Consider the following 24,128-nt stretch of genomic DNA (forward strand, 5'->3'; position numbering starts at 1 on the left):
AGGTAAAGAGAGGGTACAACAGTGAAGTTTGTGCATTTACAATGTCAAACCGTTTTTAGTTTATTAAAAAGTGCTTGTAAAATTGATGAGCTTGTAGTCAGGGCGAAAGAGCTTGGTTTTTCATCGTTGGCTATTACGGATGAAAATGTTATGTATGGCGTTATTCCGTTTTATAAAGCATGTAAGAAACATGGTATACAGCCTATTATCGGCTTAACAGCTTCTATTTTTAGTGAAGAAGAAGAGAAGTCTTATCCGCTCGTCTTACTTGCTGAAGATGAAATAGGCTATCAAAATTTATTAAAGATTTCTAGTAGCATTATGACGAAGTCAAAAGAGGGTATTCCGAAGAAGTGGCTTGCGCATTATGCGAAAGGATTAATTGCTATTTCACCAGGTAAAGATGGGGAAATTGAACAATTATTATTAGAAGACAAAGAGGATCAGGCGGAAGAAGTAGCTTGTACATATCAAAATATGTTCGATAATTTTTATATGAGTTTGCAGCATCATGCGATTCAAGATGAACTGCTCCTGCAAGAAAAATTACCTGAATTTATTAGTAAGGTAAATGTCCCAGTCGTTGCAACAAATGATGTGCGCTATATCAATCAAAGTGACGCGCTCGTTCACGAATGTTTACTATCAGTTGAAAGTGGAACGAAAATGACTGATCCAGACAGGCCGAGGCTCAAAACGGATCAATATTATTTAAAGTCATCGGATGAAATGGAAGCACTATTTTCTCACACGGAAGAGGCGATTTACAACACTGTAAAAATTGCAGAACGTTGTAAAGTAGAAATACCGTTTCATGTAAATCAATTACCGAAATTTCCTGTTCCATCTAACGAGACGAATGATACTTACTTACGCCGTGCTTGTGAAGAAGGCTTGCATAAACGTTATGGTACGCCAAAAGAAGTGCATATAAAGCGTTTGAATCATGAACTAAACGTCATTTCTAGTATGGGATTTAGTGATTATTTTCTCATCGTATGGGACTTTATGAAGTATGCACATGAAAATCATATTTTAACAGGACCAGGCCGTGGATCGGCAGCTGGCTCACTCGTTTCGTACGTATTAGAAATTACAGATATTGATCCGATTGAATACGATTTGTTATTTGAAAGATTTTTAAATCCCGAACGTGTGACCCTTCCGGACATTGATATCGATTTTCCAGATATAAGACGTGATGAGATGATCCGATATGTGAAAGATAAGTATGGTCAGCTCCGCGTGGCGCAAATTGTAACGTTTGGGACGCTTGCAGCGAAAGCAGCAATTAGAGATATTGCTCGTGTAATGGGACTTCCGCCGCGAGACATTGACATATTTTCAAAACTTATTCCATCAAAGCTTGGTATAACGTTAAAAGATGCATATGAAGAATCACAATCACTCCGTGAGTTTATACAAGGGAATCTTCTTCATGAGCGTGTGTTTGAAATTGCAAAACGTGTAGAAGGCTTACCTCGTCATACGTCTATTCATGCCGCTGGCGTTATTATGAGTCAAGAACCGTTAACGGGTAGTGTAGCAATTCAAGAAGGACATAACGATGTTTATGTTACGCAATATCCTGCTGATGCATTAGAAGAACTCGGGTTGCTCAAGATGGACTTTTTAGGCTTACGTAATTTAACGTTACTTGAAAATATTATAAAGTTTATTGTGAAAAAAACGGGGAAAGAAATTGATATAAGGAATTTACCTCTCCAAGATGAAAAGACGTTCCAATTGCTAGGGAGAGGGGATACAACGGGGGTATTCCAGCTTGAATCAGGTGGTATGCGAAATGTACTTCGCGGATTAAAACCGAATGAGTTTGAAGACATTGTCGCTGTTAACTCGTTATACAGACCAGGACCGATGGAGCAAATCCCAACCTTTATTGAATCGAAGCACGGAAAAAGAAAAATTGAATATTTACATCCGGATTTAAAGCCGATTTTAGAAAGAACATACGGTGTAATTGTATACCAAGAACAAATTATGCAAATTGCATCGAAGTTAGCAGGATTTTCGCTCGGAGAAGCGGATTTATTACGCCGAGCAGTGAGTAAAAAAAATCGTGATATTTTAGATCAGGAACGTCAGCATTTCGTGCAAGGTTGTTTGCGAAACGGATACGATGAGACATCAGCAGATAAAATTTACGATTTGATTGTAAGATTTGCGAATTACGGTTTTAACCGAAGTCACGCTGTAGCTTACAGTATGATCGGATATCAGCTTGCCTACTTAAAAGCGAATTATACGTTGGAATTTATGACAGCATTATTATCAAGTGCAATTGGAAATGAAGATAAGATTGTGCAGTATATACGAGAAACGAAGCGGAAAGGTTTCCACGTTTTGCCACCGTCACTTCAGAAGAGTGGTTACAACTTCCAAATAGAAGGGAATGCGATACGTTACAGCTTACTTTCAATTCGAAATATCGGAATGGCTACAGTGACGGCATTGTTAGAAGAACGAGAGAGCAAAATGTTTGAGGATTTATTTGAATTTTGTCTTCGTATGCCAGCGAAGTTTGTAACAGAACGAAATTTAGAGGCGTTCGTCTGGTCGGGATGTTTTGACGATTTTGGTATTTCGAGAACGAATTTATGGAAAAGCCTTAAAGGAGCGTTAGAGTACGCAAATCTTGCCCGTGATTTAGGGGATGCTGTTCCAAAATCAAAATATGTACAAGGAGAAGAGCTCTCTTTTATTGAACAGTTAAATAAAGAAAAGGAAGCACTTGGCTTTTATTTATCAAGCTATCCGACAGCGCAGTATGTGAAGTTAGCAAAAGAATTAGAAATTCCATCTCTCGCTCAGGCGATGCGAAATAAGAAAAAAGTACAAAGGGCTATCGTGTATATAACAAGTGTGAGAGTCATTCGTACGAAAAAATTGCAAAAGATGGCGTTTATTACATTCTGTGATCAAAATGATGAAATGGAAGCGGTTGTTTTCCCGGACACGTATATACATTTCTCAGACAAGTTACAAGAAGGGGCAATTGTTTTAGTTGACGGTACGATTGAGCTAAGAAATCATAAGCTGCAATGGATTGTAAACGGACTATATCCGTTAGAAGAAATGGATGTTTATGAAGAAAAGAAAGATGCATCTGTTTACGTGAAATTGCCGTCTCAGTATGAAAAAAAGCTTTTGAATCAGGTTACAAAAATATTGTTTGACTATTCGGGTTTTGCGAAAGTACTAATTTATTATGAAAAGGAACATAAAATGGTACAATTATCTCGAAGTTTATCGATTCATCCAAGTGAAAAATGCTTAGGAACACTTCGTGAAATTGTCGGGGAAGAGAATGTAGTTGTGAAAATATAATGGACAATTTCCCTACACTTCGATTATTATAGTAGTAGTGTTCGTGGTCAGACCACTTGGAGAAATTGATACCAGCTAGAATAATTTGAGGAGAGTGGATAGTTTGTCAACACTTCGTGAAGAAGCACTTCACATGCATAAAGTGCATCAAGGAAAATTAGAAACTGTATCAAAAGTAAAAGTAGAAAATGCAAAAGATTTAAGTCTTGCATATTCTCCAGGGGTTGCAGAGCCTTGTAAAGAAATTTATGACGATAAAAGTAAGGTATATGAATATACGATGAAGGGAAATATGGTAGCAGTTGTGACGGATGGAACGGCTGTACTTGGTCTTGGTAACATTGGACCTGAAGCATCTCTTCCAGTAATGGAAGGTAAAGCTGTATTATTCAAGAGCTTTGCTGGTGTAGATGCATTCCCAATCGCCTTAAATACAAACGATGTAGATAAAATTGTTGAAACTGTAAAATTAATGGAGCCAACTTTTGGCGGCGTTAACTTAGAAGATATCGCAGCACCAAACTGCTTCATTATTGAAGAACGTTTGAAGAAAGAAACAAATATTCCTATCTTCCATGATGATCAACACGGAACAGCTATCGTAACAGTAGCGGGCCTTGTGAATGCGCTGAAATTAGTTGGAAAGAAAATGTCTGACATTAAAGTTGTCGCAAATGGCGCAGGTGCAGCAGGTATTGCAATTATTAAACTTTTATATCGCTATGGAGTACGCGACATTATTATGTGTGACCGTAAAGGTGCAATCTATGATGGTCGTCCTACTGGTATGAATCCAGTGAAAGATGAAGTTGCAAAATATACAAATAAGAATCGTATAGAAGGTTCTTTAGCTGATGTTGTACAAGGTGCGGACGTATTCATTGGTGTATCTGCAGAAGGTGCATTAACAGAAGAGATGGTTCGTACAATGAATGACAATGCGATTATTTTTGCAATGGCGAATCCGGTTCCGGAAATTATGCCAGAATTGGCAAAAGCAGCGGGCGCAGCTGTTGTTGGAACAGGTCGTTCTGACTTCCCGAACCAAGTAAATAATGTACTAGCGTTCCCTGGTATTTTCCGCGGTGCACTTGACGTACATGCGACACAAATTAACGAAGAAATGAAGATGGCAGCTGTACAGGCTATTGCTGAGCTTGTAGCAGAAGATGAGTTGAATGCAGACTATATCATTCCGGCACCGTTTGACGCGCGTGTAGCGCCTCGAGTGGCAGCTTACGTTGCGAAAGCAGCAATGGAGACAGGAGTAGCTCGTCGTCAAGTAGATCCAAATGAAGTTGCTGAGAAAACAAAACAATTAGCGCTGATTGGTAAAGAATAAGCGAGGAATTTCCATTGACATCATCAAATACAAAAGTATATCTCGAAATTGTAAAAAAAATCCGTTCCATTATGGAAGAGGATGGATTGGTAGCAGGGGATCGTTTGCCGTCTGAGCGGGAGCTAAGTTCACGCTTAAACGTAGGACGCTCATCTGTAAGAGAAGCATTGCGTGCTTTAGAACTGGTAGGGTTAATTGAAACGAGACGGGGTGAAGGGACGTTTATTCGAAACTTTTACGATAACGGTCTTGTACAACTAATTGCGCCGTTTCTATTGCAAGATGAGAAAACAATTCGTGATTTATTACAAACAAAACGATTGCTTGAGAAAGATATGATTCGAATTGTATGTAATTTACCGAAAGAAACATTTTCTAAAGTGCTAAGTAGATTACAGAAAGTGCTTGAAGAAAATGAAAGTTCGATTCCAATGCTTCACCAAACGTTCTTTAAAACACTAATTGAACAAGTCGATAATTATTTACTATATCGCATTTGGATGATCGTAAATGATTACGTAGCAACTCTTTCTTGTAAAGTTTCAGGAGATTCTATCGATATGTATAGAAAGCTTTATGCTACTTTGGAAGAAAAACAAGAAAATGATGCACTAAAAATTTACGATGAATTAGTAGAGAATATACAGTTTCACTCGTAATGTATAAAATTTGTCGAAATGACCATGACACGTTATGACAAACATTCTACCGCATAGCGGTTAAAGTTAAACGTAAAGAGAGAGGTTATTAGACAGATTGAGAAGATAAGGCTAACATCAAACATTGGTGTTAGCCCCATTTTCTTCTTACGCTAACCTTAGCTCTCAACGAAGGGGGTCAAATTGTGCTAAGAGATTTATTCGTGAAAAAGAAAAAGTATGCTGCAATACCTTCAGAACAAGTACGAAAAGATGTACCAGATGGCGTTATGACAAAATGTCCGAAATGTAAAAAAATCATGTATACGAAAGAACTTCTGAAAAATTTAAAAGTATGTGTGAACTGTGGATATCATCATCCTATGAATGCATGGGAGCGCCTTGATAGTATATTGGACGAAGGGTCATTCCGTGAGTATGACAAAGAAATGGTTTCATTAAATCCACTCGAGTTTCCGGGATATGAAGAGAAATTAGAGAACGATCGTAAGAAGACTGAATTGAATGAAGCGGTTGTAACTGGTGAAGGAACAATTGATGACATGCTTGTTGTTGTTGCAGTAATGGATTCTCGTTTTCGAATGGGGAGCATGGGCTCTGTTGTAGGAGAAAAAATTGCCCGTGCGGTTGAAAAGGCATACGACTTACAAGTTCCATTTATTATCTTTACTGCTTCGGGTGGTGCCCGTATGCAAGAAGGTATATTAAGTTTAATGCAAATGGCAAAAACAAGCGTAGCTTTGAAAAAGCATAGTAATGCAGGAGGGTTATTTATTTCTGTTATGACTCACCCAACGACGGGCGGGGTTTCAGCGAGTTTTGCTTCACTTGGTGATTATAATCTTGCAGAGCCAGGTGCACTTATCGGATTTGCTGGTAGACGTGTAATTGAACAAACAGTGCGTGAGAAACTACCGGAAGATTTCCAAACGGCAGAATTTTTACTAGACCATGGTCAATTAGATGCGGTTGTGCATCGTGATGATATGAAAGAATCACTTCGTAAGATTTTAGAAGTTCATCAAGGAGGGGAAATGGCTGTATGGCAGAGCTAGAATTTGAAAAACCAGTTGTTGAGCTAAGAAATAAGATCCGTGAACTGAAAGACTATACGAAAAACAGCCAGATGGACTTCAGTGAGGAGATTCGTATTTTGGAAGACAAGCTAGAAAATTTAGAGGAAGATATATACGGCAATATGAAAGTATGGGACCGTGTGCAAATTGCTCGTCATGCAGAACGACCGACAACGCTCGATTATATTGAGCACTTATTTACTGATTTTTTTGAATGTCATGGAGATCGCCTATTTGGCGATGATGCAGCGATTGTCGGCGGCATTGCGAAATATAAGGGGATGCCTGTAACTGTAATTGGGCATCAGCGCGGAAAAGATACGAAAGAAAATATTCGTCGTAATTTTGGGATGCCTCATCCAGAAGGATATCGAAAAGCACTGCGTCTCATGAAACAAGCGGAAAAGTTTAATCGTCCTATTATTTGTTTCATCGATACGAAGGGAGCTTATCCTGGTAAAGCAGCTGAAGAACGTGGACAAAGTGAAGCTATTGCCCGCAATCTATTTGAGATGGCAGGTTTAACGGTACCAGTTATTTGTATCGTTATCGGTGAAGGCGGTAGTGGTGGTGCGCTAGGTCTTGGAGTAGGAGATTACATTCATATGCTAGAAAATTCCACTTATTCTGTTATTACACCAGAGGGTGCAGCGGCAATTCTTTGGAAAGATGCAGGAAAAGCGAAGGAAGCTGCAGAAGCAATGAAAATTACAGCAGCAGATTTGAAAGAATTAGGTGTAATTGATGAAATTATTCCAGAGGCAAAAGGTGGAGCTCACCGTAATCTTTTAAAACAGTCAGAAAATATAGACTTAATGATTAGAAAAACTTTTGAACAATTAAACGGAATTTCGAAAGATGAATTAATCGAAAAACGTTATGAAAAATATATGAAAATTGGGCAAGTTTCGTTTTCAAACGCTTCCATTGGGATAAAATAAGAAAAGCGTGCGTTCCTCTTCGCGAATGCACGTTTTTATTATGAAAAGACACATCTTCTCCATTGTGTTTTTATATTTTTTCGTGTTATTTTATTATAAGGCAAATAATCTTTATGAGGTGAGTACAAATGAAACGTATTGGTGTATTAACAAGTGGTGGAGATTCACCTGGTATGAATGCTGCCATTCGTGCAGTTGTTCGTAAAGCGATTTTCCATGATATTGAAGTATATGGTATTTACCATGGATACGCTGGATTAATTTCTGGTCACATTGAAAAATTAGAACTTGGTTCTGTTGGCGATATTATCCACCGCGGTGGTACGAAATTATATACAGCAAGATGTCCTGAGTTTAAAGACCCAGAAGTACGACTAAAAGGTATCGAGCAATTAAAGAAACACGGTATCGAAGGACTTGTTGTTATTGGTGGAGATGGCTCTTACCAAGGTGCTAAAAAATTAACTGAACAAGGATTCCCATGTGTTGGTGTACCAGGTACAATCGACAATGATATTCCTGGAACAGACTTCACAATTGGTTTCGATACAGCTTTAAATACTGTTATTGATGCAATTGATAAAATCCGTGACACAGCTACATCTCATGAACGTACATATGTTATCGAAGTAATGGGACGTCATGCTGGAGACATCGCATTATGGGCTGGTTTAGCTGATGGTGCAGAAACGATCTTAATTCCAGAAGAAGAGTATGACATGGATGATGTAATCGCTCGTCTAAAACGCGGTAGCGAACGTGGGAAAAAACACAGTATTATCATTGTAGCTGAAGGTGTTGGAAGTGCAATTGACATCGGTAAGCATATTGAAGAAGCAACAAACTTTGATACTCGTGTAACTGTATTAGGTCACGTACAACGTGGTGGATCACCAAGTGCACAAGACCGTGTATTAGCAAGTCGTCTTGGCGCAAGAGCAGTTGAGTTGTTAATTGCTGGTAAAGGTGGACGCTGTGTAGGTATTCAAGATAATAAACTTGTTGATCATGACATTATCGAAGCGTTAGCTCAAAAGCATACAATCGATAAAGATATGTATCAATTATCTAAAGAATTATCCATCTAATCGGCGTAATGTCGGATATTTGGGAACGGTTTCATAATTTTCGGAGGTGCAATATGCGTAAAACTAAAATTGTATGTACAATAGGTCCTGCTAGTGAAAGTATTGAGAAATTAGAACAATTAATGGAAGCGGGTATGAACGTTGCTCGTTTAAACTTCTCTCATGGTAGCCATGAAGAGCACGGCGCTCGTATTAAAAACATTCGTGAAGCTTCAAAGAAAACTGGTAAAACAGTTGGTATCTTACTTGATACAAAAGGTCCAGAAATCCGTACTCACGACTTCGTAGACGGACAAGCTGAACTTGTAACAGGTGCAGAAGTAGTTCTTTCTACTGAACAAGTATTAGGTACTGCAGAGAAGTTCTCTGTATCTTATGCTGGTCTTTATGATGATGTAGACCCAGGTTCTCGCATTCTAATCGATGACGGTCTTATCGAGCTAGAAGTAATCGAAAAAGCTGACGGGAATATCCGTACAAAAGTTTTAAACAGTGGAACTGTAAAAAATAAAAAAGGTGTTAACGTACCAAACGTAAGCATTAAGCTTCCTGGTATCACTGAAAAAGACGTAAAAGATATCATCTTTGGTATCGAGCAAAAAGTTGATTTCATCGCAGCATCTTTCGTTCGTAAAGCATCTGACGTATTAGAAATCCGTGAATTACTAGAAGAGCATAATGCTCAATACATCCAAATCGTACCGAAAATCGAAAACCAAGAAGGTATCGACAATATCGATTCAATCTTAGAAGTTTCTGACGGTTTAATGGTAGCTCGTGGTGATATGGGTGTGGAAATTCCACCAGAAGAAGTACCTTTAGTGCAAAAACGTTTAATCAAAAAATGTAACGTATTAGGTAAACCAGTTATTACTGCAACGCAAATGTTAGATTCTATGCAACGTAACCCACGTCCAACTCGTGCGGAAGCAAGTGACGTAGCTAACGCAATCTTCGATGGTACGGATGCAATCATGCTTTCAGGTGAAACTGCTGCTGGTCAATATCCAGTAGAAGCGGTAACAATGATGGCTAACATTGCAGTACGTGTTGAAAAATCATTACAATACGAAGATATGTTCAAAAAACGTATTAAAGAGTTCACTCCAACAATTACAGATGCAATTAGCCAATCTGTTGCGCATACAGCACTTGCTCTTGATGTAGCTGCGATCGTAGCTCCAACAGAAAGTGGACATACTGCGAAAATGATCTCTAAATATCGTCCGAAATCTCCAATCGTAGCTGTAACATCTGACGAGCAAGTAGGACGTCGTCTTGCACTTGTTTGGGGTGTACAAGCATTTATGGCTGGGAAACGTGCAGCGTCTACTGACGAAATGTTAGATACTGCGATTCAAACAGGTATGGATGCAGGTCTAATCGGACTTGGAGACACTGTAGTAATCACTGCGGGTGTTCCAGTTGCTGAAACTGGTACAACAAACTTAATGAAAATCCATGTTGTTGGTGAAGAAGTTGCTAAAGGACAAGGAATCGGTCGTAAAGCTGCAAAAGGTAAAGTAGTTGTAGCGAAAACAGCTGCTGAAGCTGTAGCGAACGTAAACGAAGGTGATATCCTTGTTACAACAAGCACTGATAAAGATATGATTTCTGCAATCGAAAAAGCTGCTGCTTTAGTTGTAGAAGAAGGTGGCTTAACTAGCCATGCAGCTGTTGTAGGCGTATCAATCGGTATTCCTGTTATCGTTGGTGTAAACGGCGTAACAGCAACTTTAAAAAATGGCCAAGAAGTAACAGTTGATGCGGCACGCGGAATTGTTTATAATGGACATGCGGAAGTGCTATAAGAAGTAATACGGAGAGAAGGAGCGGAGTCCTTCTCTTTTTTTTACACAAAAACATGATAGAGCTATTTTAAAACGTCTAAATTTGCTTTTACAAGCTGCTTGTTATGAAGTTTAATGTGAATGGATGTCTTACTTCTGTTTAGTCTATATGAGCGTTTTAGGGGTCTTTAAAGCGATTTGTGAAAGGGGTGCAGAACTGTGAAATGGTTGTTATTCTTGTTGATTTTAATACCGGCGGTTGAGATTACGGTATTAATTGGGTCGAGTCATGTAATAGGGTTATGGTCTACGTTCGCTATGATTGTATTTACTGGTGTTGTAGGTGTATATTTGGCGAAAAGGCAAGGGTTTAAAGTGCTTAGAGAGATTCAATCTAAGTTGAATAGAGGAGAAATGCCAGGCGAGGCAGTACTAGATGGTATTTTTGTATTTGTAGGAGGTATTCTTTTAGTGCTTCCTGGATATGTGACGGATGTAATGGGGTTTATTTTTGTTGTCCCTTTTACTAGGGCTTTATTGAAGCCGCTTGTTATGAAGTGGATGGAATGGAAGTTTAGAAAGAGATCTACTATTATTATTCAGAAGTAGTGCTTAGATTATAGCGATCTAAGCACTACTTTTTTTATTCTGCAAAAAGCCTGATTGGTACGGGTTAATAATTAGTGGGGGATGAACAAAACCTGATTGATTAAAGTTTCACTTTATTGTGTAGGATATATATTTCTGATTGAACATGTAAATTGGATACTATTTGTTCTTAATGAATAGGATGTAGAAAAAATCCGCTATATTGAAGTTTTATTTTTGTGTATGAAGGATCGAGGAACGTAATGAAATCTGATAAAAGCAGGGGAATCGTTAGTTGAAGCCTTATCTTATACTGATTTGTATATTTATTCATTTACATAAAAAGTAATAAATGTAAGTAATAATTATAAAATAAATAGAATAAAAATGTATTTTAGGTTGAAAAATCCGTTTTTATATGCAAAAAAACAAGAGAATTATCCTTTTTTGGGCAATTCTCTTTTTGCATGTAGTTAGTATGAAAAAGAAGTACAAGGAATAATGAGTGGGAAATTGCACTCATTATTCCTTAAGTTTTTTGTGTGAATTAGAAATTATTGTTTTGAAGAGGGTGAACCTTTAATGTATTTCCACAAGTCATGGAAGACATGAGCTTTGTGTAATGTATTAAGTAGTACTAATGTGACTGGACCGATGATTAATCCTAAGAAACCGAAGAGCTTAAAGCCGATAAATAGAGCGACTAGTGTCGCTAATGGATCAAGACCAATATTAGATGAAAGCACTTTAGGTTCCATAATTTGTCTTTGGACAATCACGACGATGTATAGAATGAGAAGACCGATGGCGAATGCGGTGTCGCCAGTGAAAAATACGTATATAACCCAAGGGACGAAGACGGCTCCTGTCCCTAAGTATGGGAGTAAATCTACAACACCTGTAATAATCGCGATAGTAATGGCGTATGGTACGCGTAATATTAAAAGTCCGATTAGTACAATAACGGTTGTCATAGATACGAGTGTAAGTTGCGCTTTAACAAAACCGAACAAAGCTTTTCTTAAATCGACAAAAATAGTTTTTCCGTAGCCATGTACACGATTCGGTAGAAGTTTTCTTGCTTTTTGAGCAAGACGGTGCCAATCGTAACTAATGAAGAAAGTGGCTAATAAAATGAATACAAGAACAGTTAGAGTTGTTGGTAATGCACTAATGAAATTTGTTAATCCACTTATAATAGCTGTTAAAAGTTCTTTCATTTGTGTTGTTGCTTCAGTTCCTAAGTTTTGGATGTTTTGTGTAATTGTATAACGCTGCGGTTCTCCAAGATGATTAAATTTAGAAATTAAATCGTCATAGAGAGGCATAATATGATTAAGTGCAAATTGCTCTGCGAATTTAACGATATCCGGAAACTTTACTGTAACAAGTTGTAGTAAGTATGTTGTGGCAGATATTGCTTCTGTTACAAGGTATGTAACAAGCCCGACGATAGCTCCGAATACGAGAATTAAGCTAACGAGTACTGCTAGTGCGCGAGGGAATTGTAGTTTTTGATTAAGGAAATTGACGACAGGATTAATCAAATAAGCAAATGCAAAAGCGATAATAAAAGGATAGATAAGTCCTGACATGTATAGTAATACATAGAACCCAGCTACCGTTGCTACAATGACAAATATGAGTCGCAATATCATATATAGTAAGTTTCGGTTCAAAGATGTATACCTCCCATTCCAATTTGTATTAGCCTAATTCGTTCAACTTATAACGAGTAGCATTCACTGATTAAAGTTTCACTTTTATGTTATAGTGGAATGATGGATTTTCCCTGCTTTTTCAGTACATGAACGACTGTAAAAGCTTGTTGATGATGCTTCTACTATATGGTAAAAACTTCATTTTCTCTTCTTTTTATTTTACCTGTTTCTTGTTAGAAAAGAAAGGAGAGACCATCGTTTTCAAAAATGTATATATGCTTTGATTTTTTGGGGTTACAGTCTCGTTTTGTAAGTTAAAAATGCATACAAAAATGAAATTGTTGGCTTATTCTCATTGGCAAATAGACATCGATATGACATGTATAACGATAGGTTTAAAGGTATTTTTGTTTGGAAGCGAGTTCATTATTTTCAGAAAGGAAGTGCAAACATGATTAGTCAGTCAACGTTATTTTTATTCATACTACTTATTATAGGACTTATTGCTAAAAACCAATCGCTTACTGTAGCCATTGGAGTGTTATTCTTATTGAAGTTTACGTTTTTAGGAGATAAAGTCTTTCCTTATTTACAAACGAAAGGGATTAACCTTGGTGTAACAGTCATTACAATAGCAGTGCTCGTACCGATTGCGACAGGGGAAATAGGCTTTAAACAACTCGGAGAAGCAGCGAAATCATATTATGCATGGATTGCTTTAGCCTCAGGTGTGGCGGTCGCTTTGTTAGCGAAAGGCGGCGTACAATTATTGACGACGGACCCTCATATTACAACTGCGCTTGTTTTTGGGACGATTATAGCGGTTGCCTTATTTAATGGGGTGGCTGTAGGCCCGTTAATTGGGGCTGGAATTGCCTATGCAGTTATGAGTATTATACAAATGTTTAAATAAGGAATTTTATAGTAATATAAAATTTTTGAATTCTTTCTGTTCACAAAAGTCAGATAATTGTTTATAATAGAATTAGAAACTTTGAAAAGTTACATAACAGCAGAGACTTTACACCAGATAAAATAAAAACAACATAAAACAATTTTATAATGATATTGTTTTATGTTGTTTTTATCATAAAACTCTTCGGAATTCATTTTCCTCACTAACTTGTTGTTCTGAGCGTGAGGATTCGGGGAGACATTCACGCTCATGCTTTCCATGTAAGCAATGGACATTAAGAGGGGAACATCGCAACAAATGTGCATGATCGTGCATTTTGCTTGCCTAAAGAGTGAACGGGCGTTCATAATTCATAAGGGGAGCAAATAGATATAAGGAGCAAGGTTGGGAGAATTTTTCAGGAAAAGGAGAGAATGTCATGACTGTTATTCGAGGTTTAGAAGGGGTAGTAGCAACAACATCATCTGTGAGCTCTATTATTGATGATACATTAACTTATGTTGGGTATAATATTGATGATTTAGCTGAGAATGCTACATTTGAAGAAGTAGTGTACTTATTATGGCACCGTAAGCTTCCTAACGAACAAGAACTAGCGGAATTTAATGAAACTGTATCAGAATACTATAAAGTGCCAGGTGAAATTTTAACATATTTGAAACAAGTAGATTTAAAGATCGCACATCCTATGTCTGTTTTACGAACTTCAATTTCCATGCTATCATTATACGATGAGAGCGCTGAAATTATGGATGAAAAGTCCAATTATTTGAAAGCGGTTAAATTACAAGCTCAAGTGGGAACTTTAATTGCCGCTTATGCAAGAATCCGTAAAGGTTTAGATATTGTTGAACCGAGAAAAGATTTATCATTAGCTGCAAACTTCTTGTACATGTTAAATGATCGTGAGCCAAATGAAGTTGAAATTGAAGCTTTTGATAAGGCGCTTGTACTTCATGCAGATCATGAGTTAAACGCTTCTACATTTACTGCACGTGTTTGCGTAGCTACACTTTCAGATGTATATTCTGGTATTACTGCAGCAATCGGTGCGTTAAAAGGTCCTCTTCACGGCGGGGCAAATGAAAATGTAATGAAGATGTTAACTGAAATTGGCGAAGAAGAAAATGTAGAATCATATATTCATAATGCTCTTCAAAATAAAGTGAAAATCATGGGCTTTGGTCATCGTGTGTATGAGCAAGGTGATCCACGTGCAAAACATTTACGTGAAATGTCTAAGAGATTATGCGTGCTTTTAGGAGAAGAGAAATGGTATAATATGTCTATCAAAATTGAAGACATTGTAACAAAAGAAAAAGGTCTTCCACCAAATGTTGATTTCTATTCAGCTTCTGTATACCATTGTTTAGGAATTGACCATGACTTATTTACACCTATCTTTGCAATTAGCCGTATGTCAGGCTGGTTAGCTCATATTCTAGAACAATATGAAAACAACCGTTTAATCCGTCCGCGTGCTGATTATAATGGACCAACACATCAAGTATATGTTCCAATTGCACAACGATAAGCGAAAAACACTATTTCGATAGTAAAAATACGCTTTCAAAAGTCTGATTTTTTTGGGAAGATGTAATGATTAGAATATTTTAATTTGACTAACGGTTTGAACTGAGGGGTTATTCCCTCAGTTTCATACATATGAAATTTCAAACATGGGGGTTATCACATTGACGACAGGTGAAAAAATTACTGTAACTAATGGTGTTATGAATGTACCAAACAATCCGATTATTCCATTTATCGAAGGAGATGGAATTGGTCCTGATATTTGGGAAGCTGCATCTCGCGTACTAGAAGCAGCAGTAGAAAAAGCTTATGATGGTGAGAAGAAAATCGTTTGGAAAGAAGTGCTTGCAGGGGAAAAAGCATTCAACCAAACAGGCGAGTGGTTACCAGAAGAGACTTTAAATTTAATCCGTGAATATTTAATCGCAATTAAAGGTCCACTTACAACTCCAGTTGGCGGTGGTATTCGTTCTCTAAACGTAGCGCTTCGTCAAGAATTAGATTTATACGTATGTCTACGTCCAGTTCGTTATTTTGAAGGTGTTCCTTCACCTGTAAAACGTCCGGAAGATACTGATATGGTTATTTTCCGTGAAAATACAGAAGACATCTATGCTGGAATTGAATATGCACAAGGATCTCCAGAAGCAGAAAAAGTTCTTGCTTTCTTAAAAGAAGCAATGGGTGTTAATAAAATCCGCTTCCCAGAAACATCTGGTATTGGTATTAAACCAATTTCAGAAGAAGGGACAAAGCGTCTTGTTCGTGCTGCAATTCAATATGCAATTAACGAAAAACGCTCTTCTGTTACATTAGTTCATAAAGGAAACATTATGAAATTTACAGAAGGTGCTTTCAAAAACTGGGGTTATGAAGTTGCGGAACAAGAATTTGGCGATAAAGTATTTACTTGGGCTGAATATGATCGCATCGTTGAAAAAGATGGCAAAGATGCAGCGAATAAAGCGATGGCAGACGCAGAAGTGGCTGGAAAAATCATCGTAAAAGATTCTATTGCAGATATCTTCTTACAACAAATTTTAACTCGTCCACGTGAGTTCGATGTTGTTGCAACAATGAACTTAAATGGTGACTATATCTCTGATGCACTTGCTGCACAAGTAGGTGGAATTGGTATTGCACCTGGTGCAAACATTAACTATGTGACTGGACATGCTATCTTTGAAGCTACACATGGTACAGCTCCAAAATATGCAGGTTTAGACAAAGTAAACCCATCTTCTGTTCTTCTTTCTGGTGTATTATTACTAGAACATTTAGGATGGAATGAAGCTGCGAAATTAGTAACTGATTCAGTTGAGAAAACAATTGCATCAAAAGTAGTAACATACGACTTCGCTCGTCTAATGGAAGGCGCAACAGAAGTGAAATGTTCTGAATTTGCTAATGAGCTTATTAAAAACATGGATGTAGCGATAATCAAAAACGCATAATTAAAGTGGGGGGTAAATTATGACAATCAAACGCAAGAAAGTTTCAGTCATCGGTGCAGGATTTACAGGAGCAACAACAGCATTCTTATTAGCACAAAAAGAACTTGCAGATGTTGTATTAGTGGACATTCCACAACTGGAAAATCCAACAAAAGGGAAAGCGTTAGATATGTTAGAAGCGAGCCCAGTACAAGGTTTTGATGCTAACATTATTGGAACATCTGATTACGCAGATACTGCTGATTCTGACGTTGTCGTTATTACAGCAGGTATTGCACGTAAGCCTGGTATGAGCCGTGATGACTTAGTAGCAACAAACTCTAAAATTATGAAAAGTATTACGCGCGACATTGCAAAACATTCACCAAATGCGATTATTGTTGTATTAACAAATCCAGTTGATGCAATGACATATTCTGTATTTAAAGAAGCAGGATTCCCGAAAGAGCGTGTTATCGGGCAATCGGGCGTATTAGATACAGCTCGTTTCCGTACATTCATTGCACAAGAATTAAATTTTTCTGTGAAAGACATTACAGGATTTGTTCTTGGTGGACACGGTGACGACATGGTACCTCTTGTACGTTATTCCTATGCGGGTGGCATTCCGTTAGAAACGTTAATTCCGAAAGAGCGTTTAGAGGCAATTGTAGAACGTACACGTAAGGGTGGCGGAGAGATTGTAGGCTTATTAGGAAACGGTAGTGCATATTACGCACCAGCGGCTTCTTTAGTTGAAATGACAGAAGCAATCTTAAAAGATCAACGCCGTGTATTACCGGCTATTGCGTATCTTGAAGGTGAATATGGTTATAGTGACCTTTACTTAGGGGTACCAGTAATTCTAGGTGGTAACGGAATTGAAAAAATTATTGAATTAGAACTTCTTGCAGAGGAAAAAGAAGCGTTAGATCGCTCTGTAGAATCTGTACGTAACGTTATGAAAGTTCTTGTTTAATAATTAAATATAAGCGGAAAAAGATTCGGGGCCCCGAATCTTTTTCTACTATTTAATGAAATGTTTTTTTGGAATAATATGAAAACGCTATCATTTGTAGTATCCTATAATGAAACTGTAGATTTATACTATACATTGCCCTCATCATAGTAAATTTCGGATAAGGTATCGCTTTTAGTAGGATAATAAGGTGAAAAAATCGGAGGGGGTTGTAACATGTTAAAGAAAAAAGTTCAAATTGGTCGTAAAATGGATGAAATTACAGTAGGAGAGAAACTATCTATCACTGAAAAAATTGAGGATAAAGATTTGTTATTGTATTTAGGGCTAACGAATGATGCCAATCCATTATATATTCAGCATGATTACGCATCCCAAACTCCGTATGAAAAGCCGATTGTACCAAGCATTATGCTAACGGGAATGATTACAACGGCGGTTACGAAATATTTACCAGGTCCAGGTAGTCATATTATTAGGAAGGACCTTACGTTCGTGAAGCATGTTCACCATTATGAAACGTTACAAATCCACTTTGAAGTTGTGGCTGTTTCTGAGGAGGCACATACAATTGATATGCTTGTATCTGCTCATGATGAAAAAGGAGAAACGGTTGTTAAAGGTTCATTAACGGTAACGCCACCTTTTAAATCTGTTTCCATTATGGAAAAAGCATTAGATAATTTTTAAAACATGAAAATATGAATAGCGCTAGCATACCTTTAATAAGGGAGCTAGCGCTATTTTTAGTTGAAGAATCCTTCAGCGAACCCTGCAGCAAAATCTGAACAACCCGTTTTAATCGTATCCCAGCTTGGAGCGTTAAAAGTAAGAATACATGTTACTACTAAAGTTAGAATAGGTAGTACTAGTCGCATAATAGAACCTCCGTATATATAACATTCATATATATTAATTATTATATGAAATTATCACATACTTTAATAACTGAAGTCAATTGAAGGAGGGATTTTTTAAGTGAGATGGAAAAGGGAAGACGTTATTTTTGAAACGATAAGAGAAGCTGAAGTGTGGGCAGACGGGATCGCGAATGAAATATACGGAAGGGTATTTGATGGATATGAAACACCGGACTATAAAATAGCGTATGTTCTATCTTTTTTCTTAGCACAAAATCGAGAATTCAATGTTCATACGGAAGTAGAATGTAATGAGAATATAGAATTGTATAAAGTGTGGATAGTAACACGTTAATTGAGCCGAGTGTAATTGTTTTTAGAGATAACGAGGGCATAATCTGAATCCATGAATAGACAATTATATTGAGGGGGGACCTGTTTTCTAGTATGATGAGAATAACGGGGAAAATACTAGGATGAAGAAGGTTTCAAGTCTATAACTTGGAGGAAAAGAATGAACAATCGTATTTTAGTAGTTGATGATGAGGAATTTATCTTAACTTTAATTGAATTTAATTTACAACAAGCTGGTTTTGAAGTTATAACAGCGATGGATGGAGAAATGGCGCTTCAAAAAGCGACAACAGAACGTCCGGATTTAATTATATTAGATTTAATGCTTCCAAAAATGGATGGTATGGAAGTTTGTAAAGAATTACGATTGCAGCGTGTTATGACGCCGATTTTAATGTTAACAGCAAAAGATGATGAATTTGATAAGGTGCTAGGTCTTGAACTTGGGGCGGATGATTATATGACGAAGCCATTTAGTCCAAGGGAAGTTGTTGCTCGTGTGAAGGCGATTTTACGTCGTACGAAATTACAGCAAGAAGAGCAAGTTGCAGAAGCGCCAGATGAAGATAGCATCCTAATTGCAGACCTTAAAATTTTACCGGAGTTTTATGAGGCTTATTTCCAAGGAAGAAAGCTTGAATTAACCCCAAAAGAATTTGAACTACTTGTTTATCTTGCGAAAAATAAAAGTCGCGTGTTGACGCGTGATCAATTATTAAGTGCTGTATGGAATTATGATTTTGCTGGTGATACACGAATTGTTGATGTTCATATTAGCCACTTGCGCGATAAAATTGAAAAAAATACGAAAAAACCGACGTACATTAAAACGATACGTGGTTTAGGATATAAATTAGAGGAGCCAAAAGGGGATGAATAAATTTCGTTCCAGGCTTCTTTTTACATTTGTTTCTCTTATTGTGTTTATTTTAGTTGGACTAGGTTTACTGTTAGAAACCGTGTTTGAAAACTATTATATAGATCATGCGAAAGAGAGAATGGTAAAAGAAACAGGATATGTTGCGGTATTAGCAGAAGAACAAGGTTTTGAGGATGTTTTAAAAAGGCCGTATGTATTTGAAAAGTTAGAAGAAAAAATACCAGCTTCTATTATATTTGTAGATGAAAAAAAGAAAGTTCAATATGGCAAAGGGCAACAATCTGCATTTAGTCAAGAGATGATTAAAGAACTTTCTGCCGAAACAGCGAAACAACGAAATAAAGTCATTACGAAAGAAACGGATCAGAAGAATGAATTTTATCATGCGGTGTTCGTTCAAGATGTAACAGGGAAACAAGGATACATTTTGGTGAAAAGTACAATTGAGCCTTTGAAAGATGTTCATCAAAAAACGTGGGGATTATTAATTATCGGATTTGTTATCGCTTGTCTTGTAGTCGTGTTTTTAGGTATGAAAATTACAGGGCAATATATTAGGCCAATTGAATCAGTTACGAAAGTTGCGATTGAATTAGCGAAGGGAAATTATAAAGCACGTGCTTATGAAAGTCATTCGGATGAAACAGGAATGCTGAGTAAAGCGATTAATATTTTAGCTCGTAATTTACAAGAGATGACACTCGAACAAGAAATGCAACAAGATCGTCTGCATACGTTAATCGAAAATATGGGAAGTGGAATGATTTTAATTGATAGCCGCGGTTATATAAACCTTGTAAACCGTTCTTATAAAGAGACTTTCCACGTAACAGATGAAGAGTATTTAGATCGCTTATATTATGAATCGTTCCATCATACAGAAATTATTGAGCTTGTGGAAGAAATCTTTATGACAGAAGTGAAAGTGCGTAAACAAATGCTATTGCCACTTGGAATTGAGCGAAAGCATTTCGAAGTATATGGAGCGCCGATTATCGGGACGAACCATGAATGGAAAGGGATTGTTCTCGTATTCCATGACATAACAGAGTTAAAGAGATTAGAACAAATGAGAAAAGACTTTTTAGCCAATGTTTCTCATGAACTAAAGACGCCAATTACTTCTATTAAAGGTTTTTCAGAAACGCTCTTGGATGGAGCGATGGATAATAAGAAATTCTGCGAACATTTCTTACACATTATTTTAAAAGAAAGTGAACGCATGCAAGGGTTAATTGAAGATTTATTAGATTTGTCAAAGATCGAGCAACAAGGGTTTAAATTAAATATGGAAACCGTTGATATGAAGGGAATTCTTGAAGATATTCATATGGTGCTTGACAATAAAGCAGGCGAAAAAGAAATCTCTTTACAAGTGAATGTATTAAAACGTGTCTCTGTCATTGGAGATCCTGGTCGTTTGAAACAAATCTTTATTAATTTAATTAATAATGCAATCGTATATACACCGGCTGGAGGCGTTGTTTCTGTTGAATTAGCAGAAGATAAATACAATGCTTATATAAAAGTATCTGATACTGGAATTGGCATTAGTAAAGATGAAATCCCACGTATTTTTGAACGTTTTTACCGAGTGGATAAAGCGAGAAGTAGAAATACTGGTGGTACAGGTCTTGGATTATCGATTGTAAAGCATTTAGTTGAGGCACATCACGGTACAATTACTGTGGATAGTGAAGTTGGGGAAGGGACAACATTTACAGTTGTTTTACCGAAATCGGCAACTGAAAAATAGGATGAAGGATATTTACAATATATTAACAATGGCTTAATTAAATATTAATAAAGCTCTGTTAATATAATACATGAAAACCCCTTCATCCAAGGAGTAATTTTGGACGAGAATAGTTATGCTGTTCTCGTCACTTCCCTTTATGCCAATATAAGTTTGATATATATGAAAGAAAAAACCGTTATTTTTCTTCTCTCTATTAGTCATGTTAATATAGAGAGAGGAAAGGAACGGTTTTTTTCTATGTGAGAATCGTTTCAAATTTGTATGGGGAGGTTTCTATTGTGGAAAAAAAAGTCGTATTAGTAGATGGTAATAATATCGCGTATCGTGCTTTCTTTGCACTACCGCTTTTAAATAACGACAAAGGTATACATACGAACGCAATTTACGGTTTTACAATGATGTTAATGAGAATATTAGAGGAAGAAAAGCCAACGCATATGCTTGTTGCGTTTGATGCAGGAAAAACGACATTCCGTCATAAAACGTATAGCGAGTATAAAGGAGGACGTCAAAAGACTCCACCTGAGTTATCAGAACAATTCCCGTTTATTCGTGAGATGCTTGATGCATTTAATGTACCGCGTTATGAACTAGAAAATTATGAAGCGGATGACATTATGGGGACGTTAGCGAAAGAAGCGAGTGAGCAAGGGTTTCATGTTAAGGTTATTTCAGGAGATAAAGATTTACTTCAACTTGTTTCTGATAATACGCTTGTATGTATACCTCGAAAAGGGATTACAGAAGTAGATGAATATACGAAAGAAGCTTTATTTGAGAAATACAGTTTATCACCAAAGCAAATTATCGATATGAAAGGTTTAATGGGGGACCAGTCAGATAATATTCCGGGTGTACCAGGAGTTGGTGAAAAAACTGCAATTAAATTGTTAACGCAATTTGAAACGGTTGAAGCAGTGTATGAAAATATCGATCAAGTAAGCGGGAAGAAATTAAAAGAAAAACTAGAAGCGAATAAAGAACAAGCTCTTATGAGTAAAGATCTTGCAACTATTATTACAGATGCGCCGATTACAGTGCATGTGGATGATATGGAGTATAAAGGATATGAAGCAAGTGATGTGATTCCAATGTTCGAGAATTTAGGATTTACATCTCTTTTGAATAAATTAGGTGTTACGCCAGAAGAAACAGCTCCAGCTGAATTAGATGATATTACATTTGATATTGTGGAAGAAGTTACAGAAGAAATACTTCAGCAAGATAGTGCACTTATTGTAGAAGTACAAGAAGATAACTATCATAAAGCGGACATTCAAGGTTTTGGTATTCAAAATGAAAATGGTTGCTACTTTATTCAGACAGACATAGCTCTTGCATCCGAGGCTTTCAAAGCATGGCTTGCAAATGGAGAAATGAGAAAGCATACATTTGATGCGAAGCGAGCTATCGTTGCACTCAAATGGAAGGGTATAGATATTCAAGGAATCGACTTTGATTTATTAATTGCTGCTTATTTACTTGATCCAGCTGATACGGATAAAGATTTCCGTACTGTAGCGAAAATGAAAGAAACGCATGCCGTGAAATCGGATGAAGAAGTTTATGGAAAAGGTGCGAAGCGTGCTGTTCCAGAGCTAGAAGTAGTAGCGGAGCATGTAGCTCGAAAAGTGCATGTATTATATGATGTAAAGCAAACGTTCTTGGAAGAATTAAAAAAGAACGAGCAATATGAATTGTTTACAGAGTTAGAATTACCACTTGCACGTGTACTAGCTGATATGGAAGTAAAAGGTGTAAAAGTTGATACGGAGCGCCTTCGTAATATGGGAGAAGAACTTGCGGGTAGATTAAAGGAAATGGAACAGGAAATTTATAAGCTTGCGGGAACAGAATTTAATATTAATTCACCGAAGCAACTTGGGGTTATTCTGTTTGAGAATTTAAACTTACCAGTTATTAAAAAGACGAAAACAGGTTATTCTACGTCAGCTGATGTACTAGATAAACTTATGAATCATCATGAAATTATTCCAAACATTTTACATTATCGTCAGTTAGGGAAATTAAATTCAACTTACATTGAAGGTTTACTAAAAGTTGTACATGAAGATTCATCGAAAATTCATACTCGCTTTAATCAAGTTTTAACACAAACAGGTCGATTAAGTTCAACAGATCCGAACTTGCAAAATATACCGATTCGATTAGAAGAAGGAAGAAAGATTCGTCAGGCATTTGTTCCATCAGAAGAAGGATGGATTATGTATGCGGCCGATTATTCACAAATTGAACTTCGTGTATTAGCTCATATTGCAAATGATAAAGGGCTAGTTGAAGCGTTCCAACATGATATGGATATTCATACGAAAACAGCTATGGACGTATTCGGTGTTGGAAAAGATGAAGTAACTTCGAATATGAGACGACAAGCGAAAGCTGTTAACTTCGGAATTGTGTATGGTATTAGTGATTACGGTCTTTCACAAAACTTAGGAATTACAAGAAAAGCAGCAGCGGAATTTATTGAAAAGTATTTAGAAAGTTTCCCTGGTGTACAAGAATATATGGATGACATCGTAAAAGATGCGAAACAAAAAGGGTATGTGGCTACCTTATTAAATCGTCGCCGTTACATTCCGGAAATTACGAGTCGTAATTTCAATTTACGTAGCTTTGCTGAGCGTACAGCTATGAATACACCAATTCAAGGTAGTGCTGCAGATATTATAAAGATAGCTATGATTATTATGGCAGATCGTTTAGAAGAAGAAGGATTACAAGCGCGTCTTCTTCTGCAAGTACACGATGAATTAATCTTTGAAGCACCAAAAGAAGAAATTGAAAAATTAGAGAAGCTTGTACCAGAAGTAATGGAGCATGCAATTGAACTCGCAGTTCCACTGAAAGTTGATTATTCTTACGGTCCAACTTGGTACGACGCAAAATAAGGAAGTGAT

General features: G+C 37.0%; 19 protein-coding genes. 17 read left to right on the forward strand and 2 right to left on the reverse strand.

Annotation, left to right across the window (positions count from 1 at the left end; genetic code table 11):
• Window positions 1-21: 21 nt before the first annotated feature.
• From dnaE to A6J74_RS21515, 8 genes are all read left to right on the forward strand, one after another.
• On the forward strand, window positions 22-3,348 hold the full coding sequence (dnaE, locus tag A6J74_RS21480; protein ID WP_000673710.1) for a DNA polymerase III subunit alpha: 3,327 nt from the start codon (window positions 22-24) through the stop codon (window positions 3,346-3,348).
• A 133-nt stretch (window positions 3,349-3,481) separates the two neighbouring features.
• A complete protein-coding gene (gene ystJ / locus A6J74_RS21485; protein WP_162148121.1) occupies window positions 3,482-4,690 on the forward strand; it encodes an NADP-dependent malic enzyme in 1,209 nt (402 codons plus the stop codon).
• A 14-nt stretch (window positions 4,691-4,704) separates the two neighbouring features.
• Entirely contained in the window at window positions 4,705-5,349 is a 645-nt protein-coding gene (locus A6J74_RS21490; protein ID WP_000204451.1) for a FadR/GntR family transcriptional regulator, read from the forward strand.
• 185 nt (window positions 5,350-5,534) lie between these two features.
• A complete protein-coding gene (gene accD / locus A6J74_RS21495; protein ID WP_000942864.1) occupies window positions 5,535-6,404 on the forward strand; it encodes an acetyl-CoA carboxylase, carboxyltransferase subunit beta in 870 nt (289 codons plus the stop codon).
• Window positions 6,392-7,366 (forward strand): acetyl-CoA carboxylase carboxyl transferase subunit alpha, encoded by a 975-nt coding sequence (accA, locus tag A6J74_RS21500; protein ID WP_000818790.1) that lies wholly within the window; start codon window positions 6,392-6,394, stop codon window positions 7,364-7,366. Before accD ends, accA begins: the two co-directional genes overlap by 13 nt.
• A 128-nt stretch (window positions 7,367-7,494) precedes the next feature.
• Window positions 7,495-8,454 carry a 6-phosphofructokinase gene (pfkA, locus tag A6J74_RS21505; protein ID WP_000821156.1) on the forward strand — a complete coding sequence of 320 codons (960 nt, stop codon included), beginning with the start codon at window positions 7,495-7,497 and terminating at the stop codon, window positions 8,452-8,454.
• A 53-nt stretch (window positions 8,455-8,507) separates the two neighbouring features.
• Window positions 8,508-10,265: a pyruvate kinase gene (gene pyk / locus A6J74_RS21510; protein ID WP_001232683.1), complete on the forward strand. Its 1,758-nt coding sequence runs from the start codon at window positions 8,508-8,510 to the stop codon at window positions 10,263-10,265.
• A 198-nt stretch (window positions 10,266-10,463) separates the two neighbouring features.
• Entirely contained in the window at window positions 10,464-10,853 is a 390-nt protein-coding gene (locus A6J74_RS21515; RefSeq protein ID WP_000871649.1) for an FxsA family protein, read from the forward strand.
• Between the two features lie 533 nt (window positions 10,854-11,386).
• Here the strand turns inward: A6J74_RS21515 and ytvI are convergent.
• Window positions 11,387-12,511, reverse strand: coding sequence for a sporulation integral membrane protein YtvI (gene ytvI, locus A6J74_RS21520; RefSeq protein ID WP_001081386.1), 1,125 nt, complete (start codon window positions 12,509-12,511; stop codon window positions 11,387-11,389).
• A gap of 433 nt (window positions 12,512-12,944) precedes the next feature.
• Between ytvI and A6J74_RS21525 the strand changes: the two genes are divergently transcribed.
• From A6J74_RS21525 to A6J74_RS21550, 5 genes are all read left to right on the forward strand, one after another.
• Window positions 12,945-13,406 (forward strand): DUF441 domain-containing protein, encoded by a 462-nt coding sequence (locus A6J74_RS21525; RefSeq protein ID WP_000625507.1) that lies wholly within the window; start codon window positions 12,945-12,947, stop codon window positions 13,404-13,406.
• Between the two features lie 421 nt (window positions 13,407-13,827).
• Window positions 13,828-14,943: a citrate synthase gene (citZ, locus tag A6J74_RS21535; protein WP_000216096.1), complete on the forward strand. Its 1,116-nt coding sequence runs from the start codon at window positions 13,828-13,830 to the stop codon at window positions 14,941-14,943.
• Window positions 14,944-15,103: 160 nt separating this feature from the next.
• On the forward strand, window positions 15,104-16,396 hold the full coding sequence (gene icd, locus A6J74_RS21540; RefSeq protein WP_000206907.1) for an NADP-dependent isocitrate dehydrogenase: 1,293 nt from the start codon (window positions 15,104-15,106) through the stop codon (window positions 16,394-16,396).
• Window positions 16,397-16,415: 19 nt separating this feature from the next.
• Complete coding sequence (gene mdh, locus A6J74_RS21545; RefSeq protein WP_000153227.1) at window positions 16,416-17,354, forward strand: malate dehydrogenase; 939 nt, start codon at window positions 16,416-16,418, stop codon at window positions 17,352-17,354.
• Between the two features lie 216 nt (window positions 17,355-17,570).
• Window positions 17,571-18,044: a MaoC family dehydratase gene (locus A6J74_RS21550; protein WP_000914174.1), complete on the forward strand. Its 474-nt coding sequence runs from the start codon at window positions 17,571-17,573 to the stop codon at window positions 18,042-18,044.
• Between the two features lie 56 nt (window positions 18,045-18,100).
• Here the strand turns inward: A6J74_RS21550 and A6J74_RS30500 are convergent, their stop codons facing one another.
• On the reverse strand, window positions 18,101-18,232 hold the full coding sequence (locus tag A6J74_RS30500; protein WP_001241584.1) for a hypothetical protein: 132 nt from the start codon (window positions 18,230-18,232) through the stop codon (window positions 18,101-18,103).
• 100 nt (window positions 18,233-18,332) lie between these two features.
• Here A6J74_RS30500 and A6J74_RS21560 point away from each other — a divergent pair, with 100 nt between their 5' ends.
• The 4 genes from A6J74_RS21560 (at window position 18,333) to polA (ending at window position 24,119) form a co-directional block, all read left to right on the forward strand.
• The gene (locus A6J74_RS21560) at window positions 18,333-18,569 is read left to right on the forward strand and encodes a hypothetical protein (protein WP_001267375.1); all 237 of its coding nucleotides are present in this window, start codon (window positions 18,333-18,335) and stop codon (window positions 18,567-18,569) included.
• Between the two features lie 159 nt (window positions 18,570-18,728).
• Window positions 18,729-19,448 (forward strand): two-component system response regulator PhoP, encoded by a 720-nt coding sequence (gene phoP, locus A6J74_RS21565; protein WP_001065218.1) that lies wholly within the window; start codon window positions 18,729-18,731, stop codon window positions 19,446-19,448.
• Entirely contained in the window at window positions 19,441-21,204 is a 1,764-nt protein-coding gene (gene phoR, locus A6J74_RS21570) for a sensory box histidine kinase PhoR (protein WP_001032137.1), read from the forward strand. The genes phoP and phoR overlap by 8 nt, the downstream gene beginning before the upstream one ends.
• A gap of 281 nt (window positions 21,205-21,485) precedes the next feature.
• A complete protein-coding gene (gene polA / locus A6J74_RS21575; protein ID WP_000412836.1) occupies window positions 21,486-24,119 on the forward strand; it encodes a DNA polymerase I in 2,634 nt (877 codons plus the stop codon).
• Window positions 24,120-24,128: the final 9 nt, after the last annotated feature.

Origin of the sequence: Bacillus sp. FDAARGOS_235 (assembly GCF_002073415.2) — a bacterium.
Taxonomy (GTDB): Bacteria; Bacillota; Bacilli; order Bacillales; family Bacillaceae_G; genus Bacillus_A; species Bacillus_A toyonensis.